Source organism: Trichocoleus desertorum AS-A10, from assembly GCF_039962155.1.
Taxonomy (GTDB): Bacteria; Cyanobacteriota; Cyanobacteriia; order FACHB-46; family FACHB-46; genus Trichocoleus.
Genome location: NZ_JAMPKN010000015.1, coordinates 91,521 through 115,146 on the forward strand (window position 1 = coordinate 91,521; position 23,626 = coordinate 115,146).

Consider the following 23,626-nt stretch of genomic DNA (forward strand, 5'->3'; position numbering starts at 1 on the left):
TGACTAAATCTCGGTTTAAGTTTTTTTACCAGTTATTAGATAAGTCTGCATGGACCCTTTGCCTTTAACCTCAATGATGTCCCGCTTCTCAAAAGTATAGTGAGTTTTTAAGTGATGGTATGCGGCTTCAGTCACTTGCACTCTACCAGGTAGGCCGTGAGACTCCATGCGGCTCGCTATGTTGACGGTATCTCCCCACAGATCATAGGAGAACTTTTTGGTGCCGATCACACCTGCTATCACAGGGCCAGTATTGATGCCAACACATAGGTTGAGATTCGTTCCATGCTTAGCATTGAATTGTGCGATCGCACTCAACATATCCAGTCCCATCTCTGCGATCGCCTCTACATGATGATCAGAAGGGATAGGTAATCCTCCAGCCACCATGTAGGCATCGCCAATCGTTTTAATTTTTTCTAACCCATGTTTTTCGGTGAGTTGGTCAAAAGCAGAAAAAATTTCATTTAGGTAACTAACCAATGCTGTCGGGGTGATTTCGCTAGCCCATTGGGTAAAGTTGACTAGATCGGCAAAGAGGATCGTGACTTCCTCGAAACTATCGGCGATTGTATCTTCTTGGAGTTTGAGGCGTTTGGCAATCGGGCCAGGTAGCGTGTTAGAGAGGAGACGGTCTGCTTGCTCTTGCTGATAGCGCAAAGCTTCTTCCATCACTCGCCGTATTGTGATGTCATGGATAAAAGCAGATAAACCTTCATAGGATGGAAACGCCCGAACTTCAATCCAACGACCTAGGGGAGCATAAAACTCTTCGAAATTAACGCTAACCTGCTGAGTTACCGCGTTGTGAAACTCCTCATCGAACTTCGAACCTGCTAAGTCACTTAAAACGTCCCAAATGACTTTTCCTAGCAACTCTTCGGGTGATTTCTGGAGGATTTGACCCGCTTTTTGGTTGACAAAGGTGAAACGCCACTGACGGTCTAAGGCCCAAAAACCATCCGTCATGCCTTCTAGAAGGTCTACGACTTGCTGATCTGAGGCTCTCAATTGGGCTTCAGCTTGCTGATACCGATTAATTTGGCGCTCTAGCTTTTCAATCTGTAACCGCAGTTCCATTTGGGCAATCACCTGCCGACCTAGCACCTGCAACGCCTTTCGTTGCTCTGGGGTGAGATTGCGGGGAATGCGATCGAGCACACAAAGAGTCCCTAATGGAAAACCATCTGGCGTAACGAGAGCCGTTCCTGCGTAAAAGCGAATACTGGGGTCGTTGGTGACGAGTGGGTTCTCGGCAAAGCGCTCGTCTTCTAGCATGTTGGGGATCACAAACAAGTCATCGGGTTTAGCGATCGCATGGGCGCAAAAGGCTTGCTCTCTCGGAACTTCTACAGCATCTATGCCTACTTTGGACTTAAACCACTGCCGATGCGAGTCTGTTAAGCTAACCAACGAAATTGGGCTACCACAGATTTGGGCCGCCAACTCTGTTAGCTCATCGAATGCCTCCTCTGGCATGCTATCCAAGATGTTGTATTGCTTTAGAGCTTCTAGACGCTCGGCTTCATTGCTAGGGATGGGAGGAGCAGGCACAGCAGGCTTTGGGGAGATAGGTTGAGGCGATCGCTGTGGTTTTTTGTGTTTGCTCACGCTGAAGCGATGGATTATGCGTACCACCCATTTCACTAGCGCAGTGCCCCATTGATTCATGCGACTTAATCGAGCCATCTCAACTGAGGTTATCTCCTAGCCTAGTTTAAAGGTGAAATGAGAGCTGACTCTGACTGTAACGTGAAAGCCGTAATCCTACCATGACTCATTAATTCCCAAAATCTGCCATCTCAGAGTCACATCAAGGCTAAATTGTTAGATTAAGCTTAAATAATTTGCGTTTACACCGAGTCCAACCAAAATCCGGCGAAAGTGAGAGGGTTTTTAACGTACTGTTACACAAGCTAGTAAGAGTAAAACGATGTTCATGTGCAAACGTTATGGCTCCTACAGCATTAGTTACAGGTAGCTCTGAAGGAATTGGTAAAGCGACAGCCCTGCTTTTAGCCCGCCAAGGTTATGACTTAGTCCTAGCAGCACGTCATAGCGACCGACTCGAAGCGGCGGCCAGTGAGGTGCGATCGCTGGGGCGAGATGTATTACCTGTAGTAACGGATATGAGAGACCCAGTTCAGGTAAACACACTAGTTGAAAAGACTCTGGAGCACTATGGGCATCTCGATGTCCTCGTTAATAATGCTGGAATATATCTCTCTGGCCCGATCGAAGCCTTCTCTTTAGAGGACTGGCACCAAGCGATCGACCTCAACTTGTGGGGCTATATCTATACTATTCAGGCTCTACTCCCACACTTCCTTCAGCGCGGCACTGGCACCATCGTCAATGTTAGTTCCATTGGCGGTAAAGTATCAGTTCCTTATTTAACTCCTTATTGCACGACCAAATTTGCTGTAACTGGTTTGACGGAGTCTTTGCATTCGGAGCTATCTCCTAAAGGCATCCATGTTGCGGGTATTTATCCTAACGTGATCAACAGTGACTTTATGCAGCGGGCTATCTTCCGGGGGAAAGATGAGCAAGATCGGCAGGCTCGTCAAGAACAGCTCGAACAAGTCCTTAAGGTGCCTGTTGTCGAGAAGCCAGAAGATGTAGCTCAGGCAATTTGGGACGCGATCGCCCATAAAAAAGCTGAGGTAATTGTCGGTTCTGCAAATATGTCAATTGCAGCGAGCCGCCTCTTCCCCAGCTTAATGCAGTGGATTTTTAGAAAAACATTTCAGTTAAAAGACCAAACCTAAGCGATCGCTAGGGAGACCAAAAGTGAGATCCAAAGTATAGGGCGATCGTTTGGCCTGATTGCCCACATATTACTCAGGCTAGTTTCTGAGACTAGCTCTGTGTAGCTAATGCGAACGATTAAACATCTCACTTCTCTACGGTGGGGTGTTTAATCAAACCCAAGTAAATTACCTGTAATTTACCTAGGCAATATATGTTGGCGTGGACCAATCCCAGGGTTAATCATAGCTGCGAGTTCTGCCTCTGAAAGTTGCTCAATTGCCGTATTGAGATCCTCTAGAGTAAATTGATAACCACTTTGGGCCGCAATCTCAATGAAGGTTTGCGGATTAGAAGTTGCTTTCAGCTTGTTCTGTAGGGCTTGGTCTTGTGTAGCCGCTTTAAAGAATTGGGCAGCACCTTGTGTCATGATGTCAGATCCTCTTATAACAGAGTCGAGCGCTGTAGCTAAACGAACTAGCGCTGGGAAACAGCATCACGGTCAGCAGTTAGAAGGTATTTTGGCAATACTCTGCAAAAACAGTCTAAAGCAGTAAGAATCTACATTTGGGACTGGAGGAGCGCAGAGTATTGGGGCGTGAATAACAGAATAGAAACTGCTCACTCTGACACTGTCTGAGAAACTTCGACGTGGGAGTTTCTTATCTCTCAGCTTAGAAGAAGAAACAAAAACCGGATCAATTCGACAGCAAAGTTTACTTCATTGCAAACTGAAAACCACAACTTGCTCTTCTTCAGGAGGTTGCAGTGTTTTAGCAGGAATTTAGCTTCACTTGACTAAGATGATATGCTGATAATGTATAAACAATATTCGAGCTTGTAAATGCTTTTCATAGATTTTTCTCTATAAGAGCAACACCACCCGTCTAGGAGTAGTACCTGTGAGACAAATTACGCTGCACCAACTCCAAGTTTTTGAAGCGGCGGCTCGCCATTGTAGTTTCACTCGTGCTGCTGAGGAACTTTTTCTGACTCAGCCTACGATCTCCATGCAGGTCAAGCAGCTTTCTCAAGCGATCGGATTGCCGTTATTTGAGCAGGTTGGCAAGCGGCTTTTCTTGACGGATGCTGGGCAAACCCTCCTCGTCACCTGCCGAGAAATTTTTGAACGTCTGTCTATGTTAGAAATGACTGTAGCAGACATGAAAGGGCTAAAGCAGGGCCAACTGCGGCTCGCAGTTATTACAACTGCTAAGTACGTTGTACCGCGATTGTTAGGCCCATTTTGCCAACGATATCCCGGCATTGATGTTTCATTGAAGGTGACCAATCACGAACGGGTAATGGAGCGGATGGCAGCCAACTTGGATGATCTCTATATTGTGAGTCAGCCGCCAGAGCATCTTGACATTCAATCTCATGCCTTTGTAGAAAATCCTTTAGTGGTTTTGGCTCCTCCTAATCATCCCTTAGCTGACGCTAAACATATCTCCCTAGAACAGCTAGCCGGAGAACCGTTTATTATGCGGGAACCTGGGTCCGGAACTAGGAAAGTGGTGCAGGAACTATTCGATCGCTATGAAATCCCTATTAAAGTTAAGCTCGAAATTGGTAGTAATGAAGCCATTAAGCAGGCGATCGCAGGAGGTCTAGGCATCTCTGTGCTTTCACTTCATAGCTTAAATTTAGAAGGAAATAACGGTCAATTCAGTATTTTAAACGTTGAGCATTTCCCGATCTTGCGACACTGGTATGTGGTTCATCCCAGCGGCAAGCAACTCTCTGTGGTAGCTCGAACTTTCTTTGACTATTTACAAGCGGAAGGTAGGCAAATTGCTGACCTCAAGAATGCTTTAGAATGGTCGGCTGAGCTGGCTCATTTCGCTCAGTAGATTATGGCAGTAGGCTATCTACTGTCTCACTATTACTGACTGAAATATGCGATCGCTCCGTCATTGGCTACGAGCTATAGCCCAGATCAGCAGTAAGTGAGCTGGGTAGAAAGTATAAAACCAACGCACTGTCGGTCCTTTTTGTTGGTTTGTAATCAGCAGCAACAACGGAGTCACAACAGCAGGCAGTTGAAACAAGCCGAAGTTGCTCGATGCGATCGCCAAAAAGAGATGTAATCCCAGCCAAATCCCCCACCAGTAATAACTAGAGCGAAACTGGGATAACAGCCCAATGATCGCAAGCCCGTAAGCACCATATTCAAACTTCAGCAATTCTGCCGCCACCATGCTCGCCGCCCAAATCCAATAACGTTGCTCTGGATAGCGACGACCCAACCGCAACATAGCTACCCCCAACATCAACGTAAATAGAATATTGAGGAATTCACCCTGCAAAGCCACCACATACAATGGCTGACTAACAATGCCTAACAAAAGCAGCCTGATAAGATAGCGCTCAATGTTACGGGTATGCTGTTCTCCCTGGGTCAACAGCCACGCAAATAAAGGAAAACTGAGACGACCCACCACCCGGAATGCTAGGACATTGGGAAAGAAAACTACTCCTACATGATCGATCACCATGAAGATTGCAGCCAAAAGCTTGATATGGAAGTTATTGAGCTGCAATTGCATAGGTAGAGTTTTTTGTGAACACTATTTGCAGTCTAGCTGTTAGTTATCTGAGCGAGCGAGGTTGCCAACCGTACCAGTGGCGGAGGGTGAGCCAAACGACCGACAGTAGTCCTGCCAAACTTAGCGTCAGACCTGTAAAAGGAACCAGTAAGCCAAACACAGGGAGAATGGCTCCGCTAATGGTGGCGATCGCGGCAGCAATAGCAGCACGCTGGTTTCTGCCCAAGCCCCAAGCCAAAATCAGCATTACGGGGGCTAGGATTGCCCAAGCAAAAGGAGCAGGGATGATGCGGCTGAGGTAGGTTAAGGTCAAGAGACTGGCAAAGAAAATTCCAGAGGCGATCGCCACATCTCGCAATCTCAATGGCACCGAGAGATAGAGCACCAAGAGCCACCAGAGGAGTAAAGCAGGAGCCAGGAGCAGCAGGCGAGGCAACACACCTGTATTGCGGACTGGAGCGGTGGCGGTAAAGACACCAAAGGGATTCAACACCGAAACATTATCGGCAAACTCCCAGGTGAAGCGAGTCCCACGCCCTTCCGGTTGCATTTTGGTAGGCACAATACCACTGGCAAACTGTGCACCGGGGAAATTGGCTAGCGCCGTTAACCGGAAATTGGAGAGCAACTGCGAGCCTGCGTTGTAGACCCAGCGTGGACCACCTGATGCTTGGTAAGTAATACGAAACTGAGCCGTCTCACCCGCACCCAAGCGTAAGGGGAAGCTATAGTTACTTTGCTGAGAAGACTGTAAACGCTGACCATTTCGCTCTACCCGGTAGTCTTGCAGGAGGGTGTAGCCCGCAGGTGGTTGAGTCTCAAAGAAAAACTCATCAGCAGTTTCTAAAGTATTGACCACTTCATAGTTGCCATCAAAGCCAACCTGATAAAGGAGACGGTTGTTGGCGGGGTCAGTAGTTTGCTGTAGCGTGACATCTACCTGAGTGCGCTTGGGCGTGAGAAAGCGGCTGACTTCTTGAGTGCGTTTCTCCTCCACCACTTGCCCGTTGATCACCGTGGTGGTTGTATAAGGTTCCGCCATGGTATATCGCAATTGCGGAGCGGTATGTTCCAGGCGTTCTCCCGCGACATTGCTGGCGATCGCAGCAATCCGAGCTTGCTCCCAGTGGTGATAACGATTAGCTAGGGTAGAACAGAGAAAAAAGCCACTCACCGTGATTAACAAGATTAAGGTGGCATGTTGTACGGTTCGCAGTAGGAGGCCGTACTGAGTCACCCAAGTTTCTGTCCAGAGAATTTTGGTGCGGCGACCCAAGGAGAAATTGAGCAGCGCGATCGCCACTCCCAAAAGACCTGTGAGGACAACAAATAGCAGAAACAACTTCATTCCCTGCTCCCCGAACTGGATCAACTCCTGGGGATGGGTGAGGTCAGGGAGAGAGGGGATTCCCTGAGGGGTTGGATTCATAGTGGTTAAAGCTGAAGAGAGAGATGGCTCCCTAGACTACAGATTGCTACATTTAGATTCCGCGATCAGCAAACTCTTCAAATAATGAAACCTAACGCGGTTTGGTTCGAGTCCAACCAGACCTTAGACTTGAGAATATGCCTTGCTTGATGCGCTGAATAACTTTAGAACCGACAATGACATTAACACTTTCCATCAACGACGCTCAGCGGTTGCCACTCGCTCCCCTAGCCGCTCCTACCCGCTTGCTGTTGGGTCCTGGTCCCTCCAATGCTCACCCGGATGTGCTGGCCGCCATGAGCCAAACGCCAGTGGGCCACCTCGATCCAGCTTTTCTGCAATTGATGGACGAGATTCAAGCGCAGTTGCGCTACGTCTGGCAAACGGAAAACCAACTAACGATCGCGGTTAGTGGCACAGGAACAGCGGCAATGGAAGCCACCCTCGCCAATACGGTCGAGCCAGGGGATGTGGTGCTGGTGGGTGTTGCAGGTTACTTTGGCAACCGCTTGGTCGATATGGCTGGACGCTACGGTGCTGATGTTCGCAGCATCACCAAGCCTTGGGGCCAAGTGTTCTCCTTGGAAGAACTCCGTACTGCTCTAGAAACTCACCGTCCTGCAATTCTGGCTTTGGTGCATGCCGAAACTTCTACCGGAGCACGACAACCGCTAGAAGGAGTGGGTGATTTGTGCCGCGAGTTCGACTGTCTATTGCTGCTCGACACCGTCACCAGTCTGGGTGGTGTGCCCATCTTCCTAGATGAGTGGAAAGTGGACTTGGCGTATAGTTGCAGCCAAAAAGGTTTGGGTTGCTCTCCTGGGGCTTCTCCTTTCACGATGGGACCACGGGCGATCGCGAAGATGCAGCAGCGTAAAACCAAGGTGGCGAACTGGTATCTGGATATGAACCTGCTGGGCAAATATTGGGGTAGCGATCGCGTGTATCACCACACCGCACCGATCAACCTCTACTATGGCCTGCGGGAAGCACTGCGCCTAATTGGTGAGGAAGGATTGGCAAACTGCTGGCAGCGCCACCAAAAGAACGTGGAATACCTCTGGCAAAGCTTAGAAGAGATCGGCCTGACTCCCCACGTCGAGCGCGAGTTCCGCCTCCCCACCCTAACTACGGTGCGGATTCCAGAAGGCGTAGACGGCAGAGCGATCGCTCGTCAACTCCTGAATGAGCACAATATCGAAGTTGGTGGTGGTTTAGGTGAACTGGCAGGCAAGGTGTGGCGCGTGGGTCTGATGGGCTACAACAGCCGTCCTGAAAGCGTCGATCGCCTCGTCGCAGCGCTGAAGCAGGTGCTACCTAAACAGTAAACTCCTGTCGGCTATAACTTCTCAATAAGTAGCTGTAGGGCATCTCTTATGGGTGCCCTAATTCTTAGGGAGCGTATATCCGTCATTTCCAGGAAATAAGTTGGATCTAGTGGACCTCCCTAAATCTCATTTCTATCTCAGACAAGAATCTGTAATGAATGCAACTTCAGTAGGAATCAGGTTTAGTCATCACTGTCACCTGCCCTAAGCTAGGACAAACTCTACGAGCAGGAGTTACAGCCATGACTGAACCAATTGTCCCCTCCAGAATCAGCAAAAAATCTTTAAGCTTTGCAGACTATTGTTCCTTAACTTTTTCAGGAATCATCTGTTTAATCAACATATTTTTTGTATATAAGGTTTTTCCTTTTTGGGGAATCTATGAACCCGTTGTTGGTGTCAGTTTTGCATTTACGCTTCTTTTTCTACTGGCACCCCTAATCCTGATCGATATTCTGACAATAGCAAGACTACGTTGGAGGGTTAGAGCCAGAAAAACTCCAGAGAGCAAAAAGCCTTATAGAATTATGATCCTTATGATATCGGCTTGCACAGCCTTTGTGTTTGTAGGAAATTTTCATAATATGAGTATGTCTTCCCCTAAAAATAATTTTAATCAGTTTATTAGGCAAAGGGAATATATTGTTAAATCAGTAAAATCCGGAGAACTAAAAGGCAATAGAAATTGTTTCCAATTTGAATCCCAATTTCCTAGAGAGCCAATTAATTGCATGGAAATAATTGAGCTACCCGATGCTTATGCAGGATTGTCCAGAAGTGGCAAGATTGAGCTTTTGAAGGAAGCAAACTCAATAAAGATTGTTTTTACCCATAGTACCTACGGTTTTGGGGACGGAAGAGCGACTTTTGTTTATTTTGAATCCGAAAAGGGTCAATCAAGTCTTCCTAATTCACGGGCTACACAACTGCGATCCAACTGGTTTTTGGCATCTTGAAACTTCAGTTAATAGGGCTGCTCAAGCAAGTGATAAACGAGAGCTACAATCGCTGATGTTACATCCCTCGGTTCAACTTCCTCTTCAAGGCAAACGCATTTTGCTCACGGCTCCGCGTGGTTATGCGGCTCGGTTATCGCAAGCTTTGATTGCTGAAGGGGCATTGCCGATTTTGATGCCTGCGATCGAAACTTGCCATCTCTCGAACTTCACAGAGCTGTATGTAGCCTTTGAGTACATAGAACAGTATGACTGGATCGCCTTCACTAGCAGAAATGGCATTGAAGCATTTTTTGAGCAGATGCGATCGCTAGAGCTATCCTTTTCCCTGATCAAACATTGCAAAATCTGTGCGATTGGCAAAGATGCCGAGAAATTAAGCGAATTCGGCCTCAAAGCTGATCTGATACCTAAAGAACCGAGTCCCCAAGGCATCATTGCCGAACTAGCCAAGATACCTGATATTGCAGACCAAGTTGTTTTAGTGCCAGTGCCAGAAGTTGTGGGTGTGCCAGAACCTGATGTCGTCCCCAACTTTGTCGCCAACTTGCAACAGCTAGGGATGATTGTGCATCGCGTCCCCACCTACCAGACTCGCAACGTTGATAAAGCCCTGTATACAGTCGAGTTAGCGCTACTCAAACAAGGCCAGATCGACGCGATCGCCTTTAGCAGCACCGCTGAAGTTAGCAGTTTTTTACAAATGGTGGAGTCCGAGGCAGATTGCCAAAATTGTGCGATTGCTTGCTTTGGGCCTTACACCGCCGCTAATGCCGAGAAGCTGGGACTGTCGGTACAGATTGTGGCGGCAGACTTCAGCTCCTTTGCTGGGTTTGCTGAAGCGATCGCTAGATTTTTTGTTGATCAAGCCCCAGAAAAGTTCAGTAAGAGCTAGGTTAAGCCAGCACTACTGCTTGCCATAAGCTAATAAAAGCTATGTAGCAGGAGTCGCGTTGATGGCTGGACCCATTATTCCACCCAGGCAGTACCACAAAAACCTCGGTCGCTGGTTACTGAACGACAATCGATCGGGGAAGGAAGGCCGACATTCTAGACACCCTTGGTGGCAAGTCATGTGCCTGACTGGGGTTGATTACTTCTCCACCTTGGGGTACCAGCCCGGTATTGCTGCCCTAGCAGCAGGGTCGCTCTCTCCGTTAGCCACCTTAATTTTGGTGTTGCTAACTCTATTTGGCGCACTGCCCATTTATCGTCGGGTCGCAGCCACGAGTCCTCACGGAGAGGGGTCGATTGCCATGCTAGAGCATTTGCTTTCTTGGTGGCAGGGCAAGCTGTTTGTGCTTTGCCTTCTGGGGTTTGTGGCCACTGATTTCATTATTACGATGACGCTTTCGGCAGCGGATGCCACGGCTCATATTGTCGAAAATCCTCTGGTCCCACACTTTTTGCATGGGCAAGCAGTTGGGATTACTCTAGTCTTGATCGCTTTGTTAGGCGCTGTATTCCTCAAAGGATTTCAAGAAGCGATCGGACTGGCTGTTTTTTTAGTCGCTACCTATCTACTGCTGAATTTAGTCACCATTGGCGTTGGGGCATACCAAATTCTGCAAAACCCAGTGGTCATTACCAACTGGCAAACAGGTTTACTCGCCAACCACGGCAACCCTCTCGCCATGCTGGCAATCTCTGCACTACTGTTTCCCAAGTTAGCTTTAGGATTATCAGGGTTTGAGACGGGTGTAGCCGTTATGCCCCTAGTAAAAGGTAGCGGCAGTGACGCTGAGAATCATCCTAGAGGGCGGATTCGTAACACCCATAAACTGCTGACGACTGCTGCAGTGATTATGAGCTTCTTTTTGATTACGAGTAGCTTAGTGACTACGCTCTTAATCCCTGCGGCAGAATTTCAAGCGGGGGGCAAAGCGAATGGCCGAGCCCTAGCTTATCTCGCCCACTTCTACCTCGGCGACATCTTTGGTACTGTTTACGACCTCAGCACGATCGCGATTCTTTGGTTCGCTGGGTCATCGGCAATGGCAGGACTGCTCAATATTGTGCCGCGCTACTTGCCGCGCTATGGCATGGCTCCCGACTGGGCTAGGGCATCTCGACCCTTGGTACTGGTTTACACAGCGATCGCCTTTGTCGTCACCATTTTGTTTAAGGCAAACGTGGAGGCTCAGGGAGGCGCTTATGCGACGGGTGTATTGGTGTTGATGAGTTCGGCGGCTTTTGCCGTGACTTTGGCGGCTCATCGGCGGCGATCGCAACGAGGCAGAATCATCTTTGGTACTATCACATTTGTCTTCCTCTATACGACAATCGTTAACATCATTGAGCGCCCTGAAGGGATTCGGATTGCTGGCTTCTTTATTGGCACCATCATTGCCACTTCTTTGATCTCACGAGTTTGGCGCTCTACCGAGTTACGGGTCGAGAAGATTGTCATGGATGACGTCGCTCAGAGCTTTATTGCTCAGGAGAGCCAAGGAACGGTGAGGTTAATTGCCAATCGCCCGAATGAGAGCGATGTGCGTGAGTACTGCTTAAAAGAGCAGGAAGTGAGGGATGACAACCATATTCCGCCCACTGACTCAATTCTGTTTCTCGAAATTCAAGTCTCAGATGCCTCGGAATTTACAGAAACTATTTGGGTACGAGGTGTGCAAGTAGGCGACTACCGCATTCTGCAAGCGAAGGGAGCAGCAGTACCAAATACTATTGCCGCTATCCTTTTATATATCCGTGACCAAACTGGCAAGCTACCTCATGCCTACTTTGGCTGGGCGGAGGGCAATCCGATTCAATACTTGCTACGCTTCATTTTGTTTGGCGAAGGAGATATTGCTGTCGTGACTCGTGAAGTGCTGCGTAAGGCCGAAAAAGATCCAGAGCAGCGTCCTGGAATTCACGTGGGTGGTTAAGGATTAGTTGGGAGGTTCTATGCGACAACCCAATGATTTAGCATTTTATGACCTGAGCGCAGACCAGTGGTGGAGCGAAACAGCTAAGATTTATGCGCTCCACCATCTGAATGCCCCTCGCTTTGAATATTTCGATCGCCATGTGGTCAATTGGCAAGGGCTAACTGTTTTAGATGTAGGTTGTGGGGGTGGATTTTCTTCTGAGTTCTTAGCTAAACGAGGCGCGATCGTGTCAGGGATTGACCAGTCTCACAACTGTATTGCCAAAGCTCAGGAACATGCAGCTAAAAGCCAACTGGCGATCGCCTACCAACACGGCTATGCCGAAGCGCTCCCCTATGCTGATCATGCTTTTGATGTGGTCGTCTGTGTGGATGTGTTGGAACATGTGGCTGATCTCAACCAGACGAGCGCAGAAATTCATCGCGTGCTGAAACCCGGAGGTACCTTCTGTTTCGACACCATCAATCGCACTTTTAAGTCAAAGCTGATCATGATTTGGCTGCTAGAAAATATCTTGCGAGAGATTCCAGCAGGCATTCATGATTGGCGGAAATTTATCCCACCTCAAGAACTCACAACTTTGCTGCGATCGCACAGTTTTGAGGAGATCGAGATTAAGGGATTCAATATCTTTGGCGAAACAATGCTGGATAATCTAGCTGCCTATTGGCAATATCGCAAAACCCAGGGTTTCCAGATCAGCATCAATGAAGATACGTCGGTTATGTATATTGGCAAAGCGAAAAAGGCGATCGCTACTTAATTCAATCCTCAGTTGCGATCGTCTTTCAGCGCAAATATCTATATTTATTTGTCAATTCCAGACGAGCTTGGGCTAAGGCGCGAAGATGGACTGTATGTGGAGTTGAATGATGTCCCAGTTTAAAGTCCTGATTACGCGCCGCTTACCTACCACTTTAGAGAAGCTGGAAGCAATTGCGGAGATTGAAGTTTGGCCAGAGCGGCAACCACCCGCTTATGACGTGTTGCGAGAGAAGGTACAGGCGATTGACGGGTTGCTTTGTCTCCTGACCGATCAAATTGATCAAGCTTTGATCGCAGCCAATCCCGCTTTAAAAGTAATTAGCCAAATGGCGGTAGGTTTCGACAACATTGATATTGCTGCCGCCACCGCTCACAAAGTTCCCGTAGGCCATACCCCAGGAGTGCTAACCGATGCTACGGCAGATCTCACTTGGGCCTTGTTGATGGCAGCGGCGCGACGAGTGGTAGAGGGCGATCGCTTTACCCGCCAAGGGAAGTGGCAAACTTGGGAACCGGATTTGCTATTAGGGCCAAATGTTTCTGGTGCAACCTTAGGAATTGTGGGGTTTGGCCGGATTGGTCAAGCAATGGCCCGCCGAGCCAAAGGTTTCGAGATGCGGATTCTTTACACAGATCCTCATCGAGCTGCGCCTGAGCTAGAGCAAGATTTGGGAGCAGAATTCGTCTCCTTTGATCAACTTCTACAGGAAGCAGACTTTGTCACGATTCATACGGTGCTCTCGGCAGAGACGCATCATTTGTTTAGCGATCGCCAATTTGAGCAAATGCAGCGATCGGCAATTCTAATTAATACTGCCCGTGGGCCAATTGTCGATCCAGCAGCATTGTACCAAGCGCTGAGTGCAGAGCAGATTGCTGGGGCTGCCCTAGATGTCACCGACCCGGAGCCGATTCCTACCGATAGTCCTTTGTTGACGTTGGAGAACCTGATTATCACGCCGCATATTGGCAGCGCCAGTCGGCAAACTCGCAAACAAATGGCAGATATGGCGATCGCCAACCTGATAGCGGGTCTCAAGGGCGATCGCTTACCTCATTGTGTTAATCCTGAAGTGTATGGATAGCAGTTGCTTAGGAGCACTCCAAGGAATCGCGGGTATCTATTCCAGTGACAGGGTTGGTGCCACTAGCAGATTTGCACATTTCTAGCAGTTGATTGCGATCGAGCACCGCGAAGCTAAAATCAGCGCCTGTGATTTTGGCCCCCCGGAAATTGGTCTTTAGCAGCATGGCTGAAGTGAGCACTGCATCACTTAGGTCAACGCCCGAAAAGTCGCTGAGATAAGCAATCCCATTGCTAAAATCCGCCCCGTGAAAGTTAGCTTTCTTAGCGATAGAACCGTTAAAAACGGCTCCTTGCAAGTTAGCGTTGCTAAAATTGGCTTCTACCAGCTTGGCATTACTAAATTCTGCCTTTGCTAAATCTTGGCCAGAAAAGTCTTTAACGACAGATTTCACATCATCGTAAGCTCGAATGGCTGCTGAGCTAGCGGCTTGAGTCGGTAGCGGCACCGTTACCAGAGCCAGCAGACATATCAAAATTCCTAAAAGAGGCCGAAGTACACGCATGAGGAATCAAAGAATTTAGTTGCTTACCGTCACTAAACTTAACATTTGATATACTACGCGCGATCGCTTTGATCAGTTTTTCGGGCAGAAACAGAGCTAACTGGCATGATTAAGGTTTACGGGATTCCTAACTGCACCACTTGCAAAAAAGCTTTCAAGTGGTTGGATGAGCACAGCATCGACTACGAGTTCATCAATACAAAAGAGCATCCGCCAGATCAGGCTAGCATTCAGGTGTGGGTGAACCAGCTAGGCGCGAAGCCAATGCGTAACACCTCCGGTCAGTCCTACCGAGCCTTGGGTGAGGAGAAAAGCACTTGGACCGAGGAGCAATGGATTGAGGCTTTTAGCCAAGATGCCATGCTGCTAAAGCGACCTTTGTTTGTCAAAGATGAGGCAGCCGTATTAGTCGGTTTCAAAGATAAGGAGGAGGTGATTCGGGAAAAATTAGGGGTATAAAGCGATTGAAGAGAACCAGCGATCGCTACCAAAAACGACAGGGGCAAACATTCAAGCTATAGTTCAGGATCTTGTTTTAGACCCCACGGCTGAATGCTTACCCCTGTGCTAGCTGGGGTTGATTGACGGTTTACGCAGAAGCAGTTTGATCAGAATGCCCAGCAGCACCAGAATTTATGGAGAGCATGATGCGGGAAATACCAGTGAAGAGCACGCTAACTCCCACTAAGGTACCGATCAGCCAAGGTGCATTGAAGGGCCACTGGAACCAAATCATGACGCCGAGCAGTAGAGTCACGACGCCGTTGGTCAATACCCAAGTCCAGTTTTCTTGAGGGCGGAGGCGGAACGCCAAAATTAGCTCAAATGTACCTTCAGTCAACAAGAAGCCACCTAACAACAGAGTTAGAGTCAAAACACCTGTCAGAGGGTTAGAGAACAGCATGACCCCTGTAGCAACATAGAGCGCACTCAACAGCAGTTTCCAAATAAAACCACCTTGGTTGCGGGTTTGAAAGGCGTAAGCCAATTTAGTTGCGCCAGCAGAAACCAGGATGAGCGAAACCCAACTCTCAGTCACAATGGTAGAGATTTGAGGCAAGGCGATCGCGGCAATGCCTAAAACAACGAGTAAGATACCAATCCAGAGCGATCGATTCGTTTCTTTTTTAATTTCAGGAGAAACATTGGTGGTCATATAGGTTTTTTCCTTAAGCTTCAGCGGGATCTATGCTTAGGCTAAGGAATTTATGCAGAACTTTACACAGCCTTAGGATAGACCCTGCTGTAGAAAAGATCAGGCAAGCGGAAAGCTACCGGCTAAGCAAGTTAAGCGATTGAAGCACTCCTCAGGCTCACTTCCTCTCCAGCTAATACTTTAGGCTGTAGCGAATCTACGCTCAGAGCCTGAGGAATTTCAATCCAGAATTCCGTACCTTTCCCAGGCTCTGAGGAACACTTCAGCTGACCACCATGTTTGTCGACCACAACGTGGTAGCTAATAGACAAACCCAATCCGACTCCTCGGCCTGTGGGTTTGGTCGTAAAAAACGGATCGAAGATTTGGTGAATTACATCTTGAGGGATACCCATGCCATTATCAGCAATGCGGATCAGAAGTGTACTTTCTCCCTTTGTGGTCGCGGCTTTAAGTGCGGTGCGGATAGTAATGGTAGGAGGTTGCTTGGCTAACTCGGCGGCTGAGCGGTCTTGACTTGCCTGCTCTAAGGCATGAATGGCATTAGTTAACACATTCATAAAAACTTGGTTCAAGGGGCCGCTGTAGCATTCTGCGATCGGCAAATCGCCGTATTCTTTCACAACTCTAATCGGGGCCGAAGGAGCCTGGAGACGATGTTGCAAAATCAACAGGGTATCGTCTAGCCCGCGATGAATGTTGGTGAGTTCCTTTTGACTTCGATCCTTACCCGAAAAGTTTTGCAGCGATCGCACAATCTGATGAATCCGCCCCGTACCCACTTCGATTGAGGCCAGAACTTTCTTCAAGTCTTTCACGATAAAGTCAGCATCTAGCGCTTCGGCCCGACTTTGGGCTTCGGGGTCGAGTTGAGGGCAATGCTCTTGATAAATAGAGAGCAGCTCTAGCAAATCTTCCGCGTAGCGACGGATATGCGGCAAATTGCAGTGAATGAAAGTAACCGGATTATTAATTTCGTGGGCCACTCCCGCCACAAGTTGCCCTAACCCGGACATTTTTTCTGCCTGAACGAGTTGAGTTTGGGCTTGGCGCAACTCACGTAGGGTTTGGTTCAAGTGCCGATTGCTATGATGCAAAGCTTCGACAGTGCTCTCTAGCTTCGTAGAAGTCTGCTGTACTTTAGCTAAATTAATTCGTAGCTCTAGTTGAGTAATGACTTGCCGCCCCAGAGCTTGTAAGGCCTTGGCTTGCTCCTCGGTAAGTTGACGAGGTTCGCGATCGATTACACATAAAGTGCCTAGTGCATGGCCATCGGGCGTGACTAGGGGGGCTCCAGCGTAAAACCGAATTTGCGGATCGGAGGTGACGAGCGGATTACTGGCAAAGCGATCGTCTTCTAGAGCGTTAGGCACTACAAACAACTCGTCCGGTTGCATAATAGTGTGGCTGCAAAACGCAATTTCCCTGGGAGTCTCGGTAGCAGTTACGCCCACTTTAGACTTAAACCACTGTCGATGCGCGTCTACCAAGCTCACTAGAGCCATAGGAGTGCCACAAATATGAGCAGCTAGAGCTGTCAAATCGTCAAACGCTTCTTCTGGAGCGGTATCAAGAATTTGGTAGCGGTGAAGCGCGTCCAGCCGATCGTTTTCGTTAATCGGTAAGGGGAAGGACTCCGAGTTCAGCTCTGACATGCGTCATATCACGTAATTATTCAGTGGTCAATGTATCTTAAAGAACATGCCAATGTCATCTGTCTTTAGATAGGCCACTAGTACAAGTTCAAGCCCCTGAAGAGCGATCGCTGTACAAATTTAGCCTGCTGAGAGCGAATAACCCTTAAGAAGTTTTGCAAGCAGCTCATGCCTTTCCCCCTGAGCTTAGGTCATCATGGATGCTAGAACGGCTGCGGGTACGACCAACCATGACTATTGCTGGCTACAAAATCCTAGAAGTGATTTATGAGGGCACTAATACTGTCATCTATCGGGCTTCTAAGCAGCCGAAGCATCGCTCTGTCATCATCAAAACCCTGAAAGCTGAGCACCCTTCAGTCGAGGAGCTGGCGACGCTGAGACATGAGTTCAAAATTTTACAGTCCTTAGAGGTCGATGGCGTTCTGAAACCCATCGATCTGGAGAATTATCACAACGGGCTAGCCTTGATCCTGCCGGATTTTTCTGGGCAATCCCTGAGTGAATATTTCAATGAATATTGCGATCGCCAAGCATTGGACTTGACCCAGTTTTTGCAGATTGCGGTGCAACTGGCAGAAATTTTGGCTCAACTACATCAACAACACATTCTGCACAAAGATATTAAACCCCAAAATATCCTGATCCATCCTGAGACTAAGCAAGTCAAAATCATTGACTTCAGTATTGCTTCTCGTCTATCTAGAGAAAACCAAGTTGCAAACCAACTCAATTTGCTCGAAGGCAGTCTCGCCTATATGTCTCCAGAGCAAACGGGAAGGATGAATCGCGCCATCGACTACCGAGCCGATTTTTACTCTCTAGGTGTCACCTTCTACGAACTACTCACAGGTCAGCTACCCTACCAAGGTACCGATCCTCTAGAGCTAATTCATTGCCACATTGCTAAAGCTCCTATCTCTCCAAGGGAGATCAATCCAGCAATTCCTCCAGCGATCGCTGACATTGTGATGAAGTTGCTCGCCAAGACGGCTGAGGAGCGTTATCAAAGTGGCTTGGGGCTGAAGGCAGATCTAGAAACTTGCCTCCAACAGTTACAAACCTCTGGTGAGATTGCCCCCTTTAAAGTTGGAGAATTGGATTCATTTAGTCAATTTTCGATTCCCCAGAAGCTATATGGGCGCGATCGAGAAGTTGGTTTACTAATGGATGCTTTCGCTCGCATCGCTTGCCCGAAAGATAACCAGCCTAGAGCCGAAATGATGTTGGTCAGCGGTTATTCCGGGATTGGCAAATCTTCTTTGGTCAACGAAGTCCATAAACCGATCGCGGAACAGCGAGGATACTTTATCTCCGGGAAGTTTGATCAATTCAAGCGCAATATCCCCTACGCTTCTCTAATTCGAGCTTTTCAAGAGTTGGTCCAGCAAATTCTCACGGAGAGTGATAAGAAGATCCGAGTGTGGCAGACCAAGTTATCTGAAGCTTTGGGAGGCAATGCTCAAGTCATTATTGATGTAATTCCAGAAGTAGTCCGTATTATGGGGCCACAACCTCCTGTTTCTGAACTAGGTCCGGCGGAATTACAGAATCGCTTCCACCGAGTATTCAAGCAGTTTATCCGGGTATTCAGTCAAGTCGAGCATCCTCTAGTTGTGTTTCTCGATGATCTGCAATGGGCGGATCTACCTTCCTTAAACCTACTGGAGTCCATTATCAGCGACCCCAGCACTCAGTATTTGTTGCTAATTGGAGCCTATCGCGACAATGAGGTTAGCGCCACTCATCCCTTGATGCATACCCTTAAGCAAATTCAACAGGCTGGAGCCAGCATCAATCAAATCATTCTCCAACCTTTGACTGCGAGCCATGTGAATCGATTGGTGGCGGATACTTTACGCACTACCCCGGATGAGATTGCAGCTTTAGCCGCATTGATTTTTGAAAAAACCCAAGGCAATCCCTTCTTTTCGACTCAGCTCTTAAAATCGCTTTATCAAGAAAACTTAGTCTGCTTTAACTTCGAGCAAAACTGTTGGAAATGGGATATCGCTGCTCTGCAAAACATTGAGATTACTGAAAATGTTGTAGAGCTGATGATTAGTCAAATTCAAAGACTGGCGGAGCCGACCCAAGATGCTTTAAAGCTAGCTGCTTGTATTGGCAATGAATTTACCCTAGATGTTTTAGCGATCGCTCATCAAAAATCCGAGATAGAAACAGCGGCAGATTTGTGGCCAGCTCTAGAAGCAAGCTTAGTTTCTCCACTCAATAGCTTCTACAAAATCCCTCTGGCTTACAGCTCGGATGCAATAGATGGGGTGTTAGAGGAAACTAATAGCTCCAATCCTGCAACTGCTTTAACTACTTCAGATTCAACTGTTTATAAGTTTCTGCATGACCGAGTGCAGCAAGCGGCTTATTCTCTCATTCCAGAGTCTCAAAAACAGAGAACTCACTTAAAGATTGGTCAGTTACTACTGCAAAATTCAACCCCTGAGGAGCAAAAAGAAAATATTTTTGCTTTGGTTAATCAACTCAACTATGGCATCAATTTGCTTAGTGCAGAGACAGAAAAATATGAGTTGGCTGCCCTTAATTTAATTGCCGGACAGAAGGCAAAAGCATCGGCTGCCTATGAATCTGCCATTCGTTATTTAAATACGGGTTTGGGATTGTTGGCAACAAATAGCTGGCAAAATCAGTATGAATTATCTTTAGCTCTTTATGAAGCAGCTACAGAAACTGCTTACCTCAACGGCAACTTTGCACAGATGCAGGAATGGGCCACTACTGTCCTGCAAAAAGCTAAAGTTCCCACTGACAAAATGAAGGTTTATGAAGTTAGAATTCAAGCTTGCATGGCCCAAGTTCAACCGCTTGAAGCCGTCAAAATAGGATTGCAAGCCTTGGAACTATTAGGGGTAAAGTTACCTGAATCACCTACCCCCTCTAACATTGAGCAGATGCTGGCTAAAACTACTACTAGTTTGACTGGTAGAAATATTGAAGACTTGATCAATCTGCCTTTAATGACAGAAGTAGATAAGCTAGCTGCTATACGCATGCTTACAAGTATGGGTTCTCCTACTTATCAAGCAGCACCCGCCCTCTTTCCATTAGTTACCTGCGAACAGGTTATTCTATCAATTCAATATGGTAATGCACCTTTTTCCAGTTATGGATATGTTTGTTATAGCGTCCTCCTCAATGGAGTATTTTCAGATATTGAATCGGCTTATAAATTCGGTAGATTAGCTTTAAGCTTGGTAGAACGTTTCAACACTTTAGAACTAAAAACAAGCATATTTTTTATTGCGGGAGCTTGCACAATGCATGGCAAGGTTCATGTTAAAGAAACCCTACAGCTGCTCCAAGATGCTTACTTGCACGGGTTAGAGAATGGACAGTTTGAGTATGGTTGCTATGCTGCCATGCAGAGATGCCAACATTTATACTTCGTTGGTCAAGAACTGCCGAAGTTAGAACAGGAAATGGCAACTCTTAGTGCTGCTTTTGCCCAGCTCAATCAGGAAAATACCCTCGCCTGGAATCAAATATTTCAACAGTCAGTTTGTAACTTACTGCAACCTGCGACAAATTCCTATCGTTTAGTTGGTGAAGTGTATGACGAAGATTACTCCTTGCCCCTGCTTCAGAAGGCCAATTCTAGGACTACTCTCCACTACTTTTATCTCAATAAGCTGATTCTTTGTTATTTATTTGGAGAATACCAAAAAGCTCTAGAGAATGCCGCTTTAGCCGAACAGTATTTAGATGGAGTACGAGCATTCCTAGTGGTGCCAGTCTGTCATTTCTATGATTCTTTGGCACAACTCAGCATTTATCCATCAGCATCACAGGCTCAACAATCTCACCTTTTGAGCAAAGTAGATAGTAATCAGGAGAAGATGCGTAACTGGGCCGCTCATGCCCCAATGAACTTTCAGCATAAATATGAGCTAGTAGAAGCAGAAAAAGCGCGAGTTTTAGGACGAATTGCTGAAGCTAGAGAGTTATATGATCAGGCGATCGCTGGAGCTAAAGAACATGGATATCTCCAAGAAGAAGCTCTCGCCAATGAACGAGCCGCAGAGTTCTACTTTTCACTGGGTCGGAATAAGTTTGCTCAGGAATACTTAAGCGAAGCCTACTATGGCTATGTACGCTGGGGGGCGATCGCTAAAGTTAAACACCTAGAAGCAAAATATATAGATGTTTTTGCTCGTACCCAGCAGCGAGGTAGCTCCCAACTTACTAAACAGCAAACTCATCGCTCTACCAGTGGTGATCATACTCAAACACTGGATTTAGCCACTATCCTCAAGGCATCTCAAGTACTTTCCAGTGAGATTGTTTTGACGAGGCTGCTAGAGAAACTCATGCAGATTGTGATGGAAAATGCAGGTGCAGAACTAGGATTATTACTGCTAGAGCAAGCAGGAGAGCTAGAGGTTGCAGCCTTTGGCAGCACTAGCAGAGATGTTTTGGCATGGCAATCTCAGATCACAACCGCCATTGAAGATCCAGTTGCCCAGTATCCCTATCCCACGTCAATCATCAACTATGTTGCTAGAACCCATGAACCTGTTGTGCTCAATGATGCGGGCTGCGAAGGAGCTTTCACGTCGGATGCATATATTATAAAATATCAACCTAAGTCAGTTTTATGTGCACCGATTCTGCATCAAGGCAAGCTAACTGGGACTCTTTATTTAGAAAACAATCTAACAACTGGAGCTTTTACTTCAGAACGCTTAGAAATTTTACAGTTACTTGCTTCTCAAGCCGCAATTTCGATCGAGAATGCTCGTCTTTACACTGACTTCGAAGAAGCGAATCGGACTTTAGAAGCTAAAGTTGAGGAACGAACTTTAGACTTGCAGCAGGAAATTCGCGATCGCCAACGGGCAGAAGAAGTAGCTGAGGCTGCTAGTCGGGCCAAAAGCGAGTTTCTCGCAAACATGAGCCATGAACTGAGAACTCCGCTCAATGGCATTTTAGGATATGCTCAGATTCTCAAGAAGAATAAAGCTTTAACAGAGCCGCAAAAGAATGGTTTGAGCGTGATTCATCAATGTGGAGAGCATCTACTGATGTTGATCAACGACGTCTTAGACCTTTCCAAAATAGAAGCTCGCAAGATGGAACTCTACTTCAGTGATGTCTTGTTCTCAGAGTTTTTGGCAGGAGTTGTAGAGATTTGCCGCATTCGAGCTGAACAAAAGGGAATACTATTCACCTACAAACCGCTTCCTCCCCTCCCCCGCTTGGTGCGAATGGATGAGAAGCGTTTGCGGCAAGTTCTAATTAACTTACTAGGGAATGCAATTAAATTTACGGAAAACGGTGGCGTAACCTTTAAAGTTGGCTATGTCAGCAGTTTTTCATCTTTAGGCAACGAATTACTCACTCCAACCCCAAATACTTCATCCAACACTCCACTGGCTGCGGCTAAGTTGGACAGTTTCCAGGTGCCAAATGCCACCACACTCCGCTTTCTGATCGAAGACACGGGCATTGGGATTACTCCCGCCCACCTCCAGGAGATTTTTCTGCCATTTCGCCAAGTCAGCGAACACTATCGCCAAACCGAGGGAACGGGTTTGGGCCTCTCAATTAGTCGTCAACTGGTACAACTCATGGGGAGTGACGTTCAAGTACAAAGTGCGCCTGGGCAGGGAAGTAGTTTTTGGATTGATTTGGATCTCACTGAAGCTTCTCAATTATCTGATGCTACTCGCTGCGATCGCAGTATTTGTGGATATAAAGGCGAGCGGCGAAAAATTATGGTGATAGATGATAAGGAGGACAATCGTTTAGTGCTAATCAACCTGCTACGGCCATTAGGATTTCAAGTATTGGAAGAGACCAATGGCCGGGAGGGATTGCGTAAAGCGTATGAGTTTGAGCCAGATGTCATTTTGATGGATTTGGTCATGCCTGGCATGGATGGGTTTGAAGCGACTCGCCAAATTCGTCTGTCTCCAGTTCTCCAGCACATTGTGGTCATTGCCACTTCAGCCAGCATCTTTGCGATGGATCGACAGCAGAGCCAGGAAGTAGGTTGCAATGATTTTCTGCCCAAGCCGATTCGTGAAGCAGAGCTACTGGAGCGTCTAAGCCATCACATAAAACTAGAATGGATTTACGAGGAAGCTGAAGGCGAGAGCTTAGCATCGGGTCTTGAAACTAGAGATATTCTTCAAGAAACAGAACAGAACCCATCGACAAATATTTCTGATATTGCTGATCCTAGTCGGCAGGCGATCGCAGCAGGATCTCTTTCTCACTCTTCCGTAGAAGCAAGCGACAGCCCTTCTGCATCTCTAGTAGCTCCCTCTGCTGAAGAAATTTCAGCTTTATTGCACTTAGCGATGATGGGCGACCTTAAAGCCCTAACGGAGAGAGCAGCTAGATTGGAACTGCTTGATCCGCAATTTTTACCTTTTGCAACCCATCTCCGCCAGTTGGCTAAAGGTTTCAAAATGCGACAAATCATAGAATTTATTAAGCAATTTCAACAACCTCAATAGCACTCCACCTCAAATCCACCTAAACTGGTAACCTAAGCAATCAGAGATTTTAGAGAGCAGAA

The 23,626-nt window shown here is 47.2% G+C and carries 17 protein-coding genes; 10 read left to right on the top strand and 7 right to left on the bottom strand.

Going from position 1 to position 23,626, the window contains the following annotated elements:
• Positions 1-15: 15 nt before the first annotated feature.
• The gene (locus NDA01_RS19010; RefSeq protein WP_348229176.1) at positions 16-1,689 is read right to left on the bottom strand and encodes an adenylate/guanylate cyclase domain-containing protein; all 1,674 of its coding nucleotides are present in this window, start codon (positions 1,687-1,689) and stop codon (positions 16-18) included.
• Between the two features lie 263 nt (positions 1,690-1,952).
• Here NDA01_RS19010 and NDA01_RS19015 point away from each other — a divergent pair, with 263 nt between their 5' ends.
• Positions 1,953-2,771: an SDR family NAD(P)-dependent oxidoreductase gene (locus NDA01_RS19015; RefSeq protein ID WP_190553938.1), complete on the top strand. Its 819-nt coding sequence runs from the start codon at positions 1,953-1,955 to the stop codon at positions 2,769-2,771.
• 179 nt (positions 2,772-2,950) lie between these two features.
• On the opposite strand, the gene NDA01_RS19020 is transcribed toward NDA01_RS19015, so the two are convergent.
• The gene (locus NDA01_RS19020) at positions 2,951-3,181 is read right to left on the bottom strand and encodes a Nif11-like leader peptide family natural product precursor (protein ID WP_190441838.1); all 231 of its coding nucleotides are present in this window, start codon (positions 3,179-3,181) and stop codon (positions 2,951-2,953) included.
• A gap of 472 nt (positions 3,182-3,653) precedes the next feature.
• Here NDA01_RS19020 and NDA01_RS19025 point away from each other — a divergent pair, with 472 nt between their 5' ends.
• On the top strand, positions 3,654-4,604 hold the full coding sequence (locus NDA01_RS19025; RefSeq protein WP_190441840.1) for a LysR substrate-binding domain-containing protein: 951 nt from the start codon (positions 3,654-3,656) through the stop codon (positions 4,602-4,604).
• A gap of 60 nt (positions 4,605-4,664) precedes the next feature.
• Here NDA01_RS19025 and NDA01_RS19030 read toward each other — a convergent pair whose 3' ends face one another.
• Together NDA01_RS19030 and NDA01_RS19035 are read right to left on the bottom strand one after the other, a co-directional pair.
• Complete coding sequence (locus tag NDA01_RS19030; protein WP_348229177.1) at positions 4,665-5,300, bottom strand: TraX family protein; 636 nt, start codon at positions 5,298-5,300, stop codon at positions 4,665-4,667.
• A 43-nt stretch (positions 5,301-5,343) separates the two neighbouring features.
• Entirely contained in the window at positions 5,344-6,729 is a 1,386-nt protein-coding gene (locus NDA01_RS19035; RefSeq protein WP_348229178.1) for a hypothetical protein, read from the bottom strand.
• A gap of 176 nt (positions 6,730-6,905) precedes the next feature.
• Between NDA01_RS19035 and NDA01_RS19040 the strand changes: the two genes are divergently transcribed.
• The 6 genes from NDA01_RS19040 to NDA01_RS19065 all read left to right on the top strand — a co-directional run bounded on the left by NDA01_RS19040 (position 6,906) and on the right by NDA01_RS19065 (position 13,751).
• Positions 6,906-8,057 (top strand): alanine--glyoxylate aminotransferase family protein, encoded by a 1,152-nt coding sequence (locus NDA01_RS19040; protein ID WP_348229179.1) that lies wholly within the window; start codon positions 6,906-6,908, stop codon positions 8,055-8,057.
• Positions 8,058-8,299: 242 nt separating this feature from the next.
• Positions 8,300-9,013, top strand: coding sequence for a hypothetical protein (locus NDA01_RS19045; RefSeq protein ID WP_348229180.1), 714 nt, complete (start codon positions 8,300-8,302; stop codon positions 9,011-9,013).
• Positions 9,014-9,068: 55 nt separating this feature from the next.
• On the top strand, positions 9,069-9,908 hold the full coding sequence (locus NDA01_RS19050; RefSeq protein WP_348229181.1) for a uroporphyrinogen-III synthase: 840 nt from the start codon (positions 9,069-9,071) through the stop codon (positions 9,906-9,908).
• Positions 9,909-9,969: 61 nt separating this feature from the next.
• Entirely contained in the window at positions 9,970-11,898 is a 1,929-nt protein-coding gene (locus NDA01_RS19055) for an APC family permease (protein WP_190553934.1), read from the top strand.
• Positions 11,899-11,917: 19 nt separating this feature from the next.
• Complete coding sequence (gene ubiG / locus NDA01_RS19060) at positions 11,918-12,664, top strand: bifunctional 2-polyprenyl-6-hydroxyphenol methylase/3-demethylubiquinol 3-O-methyltransferase UbiG (protein WP_348229182.1); 747 nt, start codon at positions 11,918-11,920, stop codon at positions 12,662-12,664.
• A 109-nt stretch (positions 12,665-12,773) separates the two neighbouring features.
• Entirely contained in the window at positions 12,774-13,751 is a 978-nt protein-coding gene (locus NDA01_RS19065; protein WP_348229183.1) for a 2-hydroxyacid dehydrogenase, read from the top strand.
• 7 nt (positions 13,752-13,758) lie between these two features.
• Here NDA01_RS19065 and NDA01_RS19070 read toward each other — a convergent pair whose 3' ends face one another.
• On the bottom strand, positions 13,759-14,256 hold the full coding sequence (locus tag NDA01_RS19070) for a pentapeptide repeat-containing protein (protein ID WP_190441852.1): 498 nt from the start codon (positions 14,254-14,256) through the stop codon (positions 13,759-13,761).
• A 105-nt stretch (positions 14,257-14,361) separates the two neighbouring features.
• Between NDA01_RS19070 and NDA01_RS19075 the strand changes: the two genes are divergently transcribed.
• The gene (locus tag NDA01_RS19075) at positions 14,362-14,715 is read left to right on the top strand and encodes a Spx/MgsR family RNA polymerase-binding regulatory protein (protein WP_348229184.1); all 354 of its coding nucleotides are present in this window, start codon (positions 14,362-14,364) and stop codon (positions 14,713-14,715) included.
• 130 nt (positions 14,716-14,845) lie between these two features.
• On the opposite strand, the gene NDA01_RS19080 is transcribed toward NDA01_RS19075, so the two are convergent.
• A complete protein-coding gene (locus NDA01_RS19080) occupies positions 14,846-15,412 on the bottom strand; it encodes an HdeD family acid-resistance protein (RefSeq protein ID WP_348229185.1) in 567 nt (188 codons plus the stop codon).
• Between the two features lie 131 nt (positions 15,413-15,543).
• Positions 15,544-17,067, bottom strand: a complete 1,524-nt coding sequence (locus tag NDA01_RS19085; RefSeq protein ID WP_348229186.1) for an ATP-binding protein — start codon at positions 17,065-17,067, stop codon at positions 15,544-15,546.
• 230 nt (positions 17,068-17,297) lie between these two features.
• Between NDA01_RS19085 and NDA01_RS19090 the strand changes: the two genes are divergently transcribed.
• Complete coding sequence (locus NDA01_RS19090) at positions 17,298-23,564, top strand: hybrid sensor histidine kinase/response regulator (RefSeq protein WP_348229187.1); 6,267 nt, start codon at positions 17,298-17,300, stop codon at positions 23,562-23,564.
• Positions 23,565-23,626: the final 62 nt, after the last annotated feature.

What these genes read in the sequence shown, in the direction of transcription:
- NDA01_RS19035 (WP_348229178.1), bottom strand. Translation starts at nt 6,729, where the DNA reads ATGAATCCAACCCCTCAGGGAATCCCCTCTCTCCCTGACCTCACCCAT.
- NDA01_RS19045 (WP_348229180.1), top strand. Translation starts at nt 8,300, where the DNA reads ATGACTGAACCAATTGTCCCCTCCAGAATCAGCAAAAAATCTTTAAGC.
- NDA01_RS19020 (WP_190441838.1), bottom strand. Translation starts at nt 3,181, where the DNA reads ATGACACAAGGTGCTGCCCAATTCTTTAAAGCGGCTACACAAGACCAA.
- NDA01_RS19040 (WP_348229179.1), top strand. Translation starts at nt 6,906, where the DNA reads ATGACATTAACACTTTCCATCAACGACGCTCAGCGGTTGCCACTCGCT.
- NDA01_RS19055 (WP_190553934.1), top strand. Translation starts at nt 9,970, where the DNA reads ATGGCTGGACCCATTATTCCACCCAGGCAGTACCACAAAAACCTCGGT.
- NDA01_RS19085 (WP_348229186.1), bottom strand. Translation starts at nt 17,067, where the DNA reads ATGTCAGAGCTGAACTCGGAGTCCTTCCCCTTACCGATTAACGAAAAC.
- NDA01_RS19070 (WP_190441852.1), bottom strand. Translation starts at nt 14,256, where the DNA reads ATGCGTGTACTTCGGCCTCTTTTAGGAATTTTGATATGTCTGCTGGCT.
- NDA01_RS19080 (WP_348229185.1), bottom strand. Translation starts at nt 15,412, where the DNA reads ATGACCACCAATGTTTCTCCTGAAATTAAAAAAGAAACGAATCGATCG.
- NDA01_RS19065 (WP_348229183.1), top strand. Translation starts at nt 12,774, where the DNA reads ATGTCCCAGTTTAAAGTCCTGATTACGCGCCGCTTACCTACCACTTTA.
- NDA01_RS19050 (WP_348229181.1), top strand. Translation starts at nt 9,069, where the DNA reads ATGTTACATCCCTCGGTTCAACTTCCTCTTCAAGGCAAACGCATTTTG.
- NDA01_RS19010 (WP_348229176.1), bottom strand. Translation starts at nt 1,689, where the DNA reads ATGGCTCGATTAAGTCGCATGAATCAATGGGGCACTGCGCTAGTGAAA.
- NDA01_RS19075 (WP_348229184.1), top strand. Translation starts at nt 14,362, where the DNA reads ATGATTAAGGTTTACGGGATTCCTAACTGCACCACTTGCAAAAAAGCT.
- ubiG (WP_348229182.1), top strand. Translation starts at nt 11,918, where the DNA reads ATGCGACAACCCAATGATTTAGCATTTTATGACCTGAGCGCAGACCAG.
- NDA01_RS19090 (WP_348229187.1), top strand. Translation starts at nt 17,298, where the DNA reads ATGACTATTGCTGGCTACAAAATCCTAGAAGTGATTTATGAGGGCACT.
- NDA01_RS19015 (WP_190553938.1), top strand. Translation starts at nt 1,953, where the DNA reads ATGGCTCCTACAGCATTAGTTACAGGTAGCTCTGAAGGAATTGGTAAA.
- NDA01_RS19030 (WP_348229177.1), bottom strand. Translation starts at nt 5,300, where the DNA reads ATGCAATTGCAGCTCAATAACTTCCATATCAAGCTTTTGGCTGCAATC.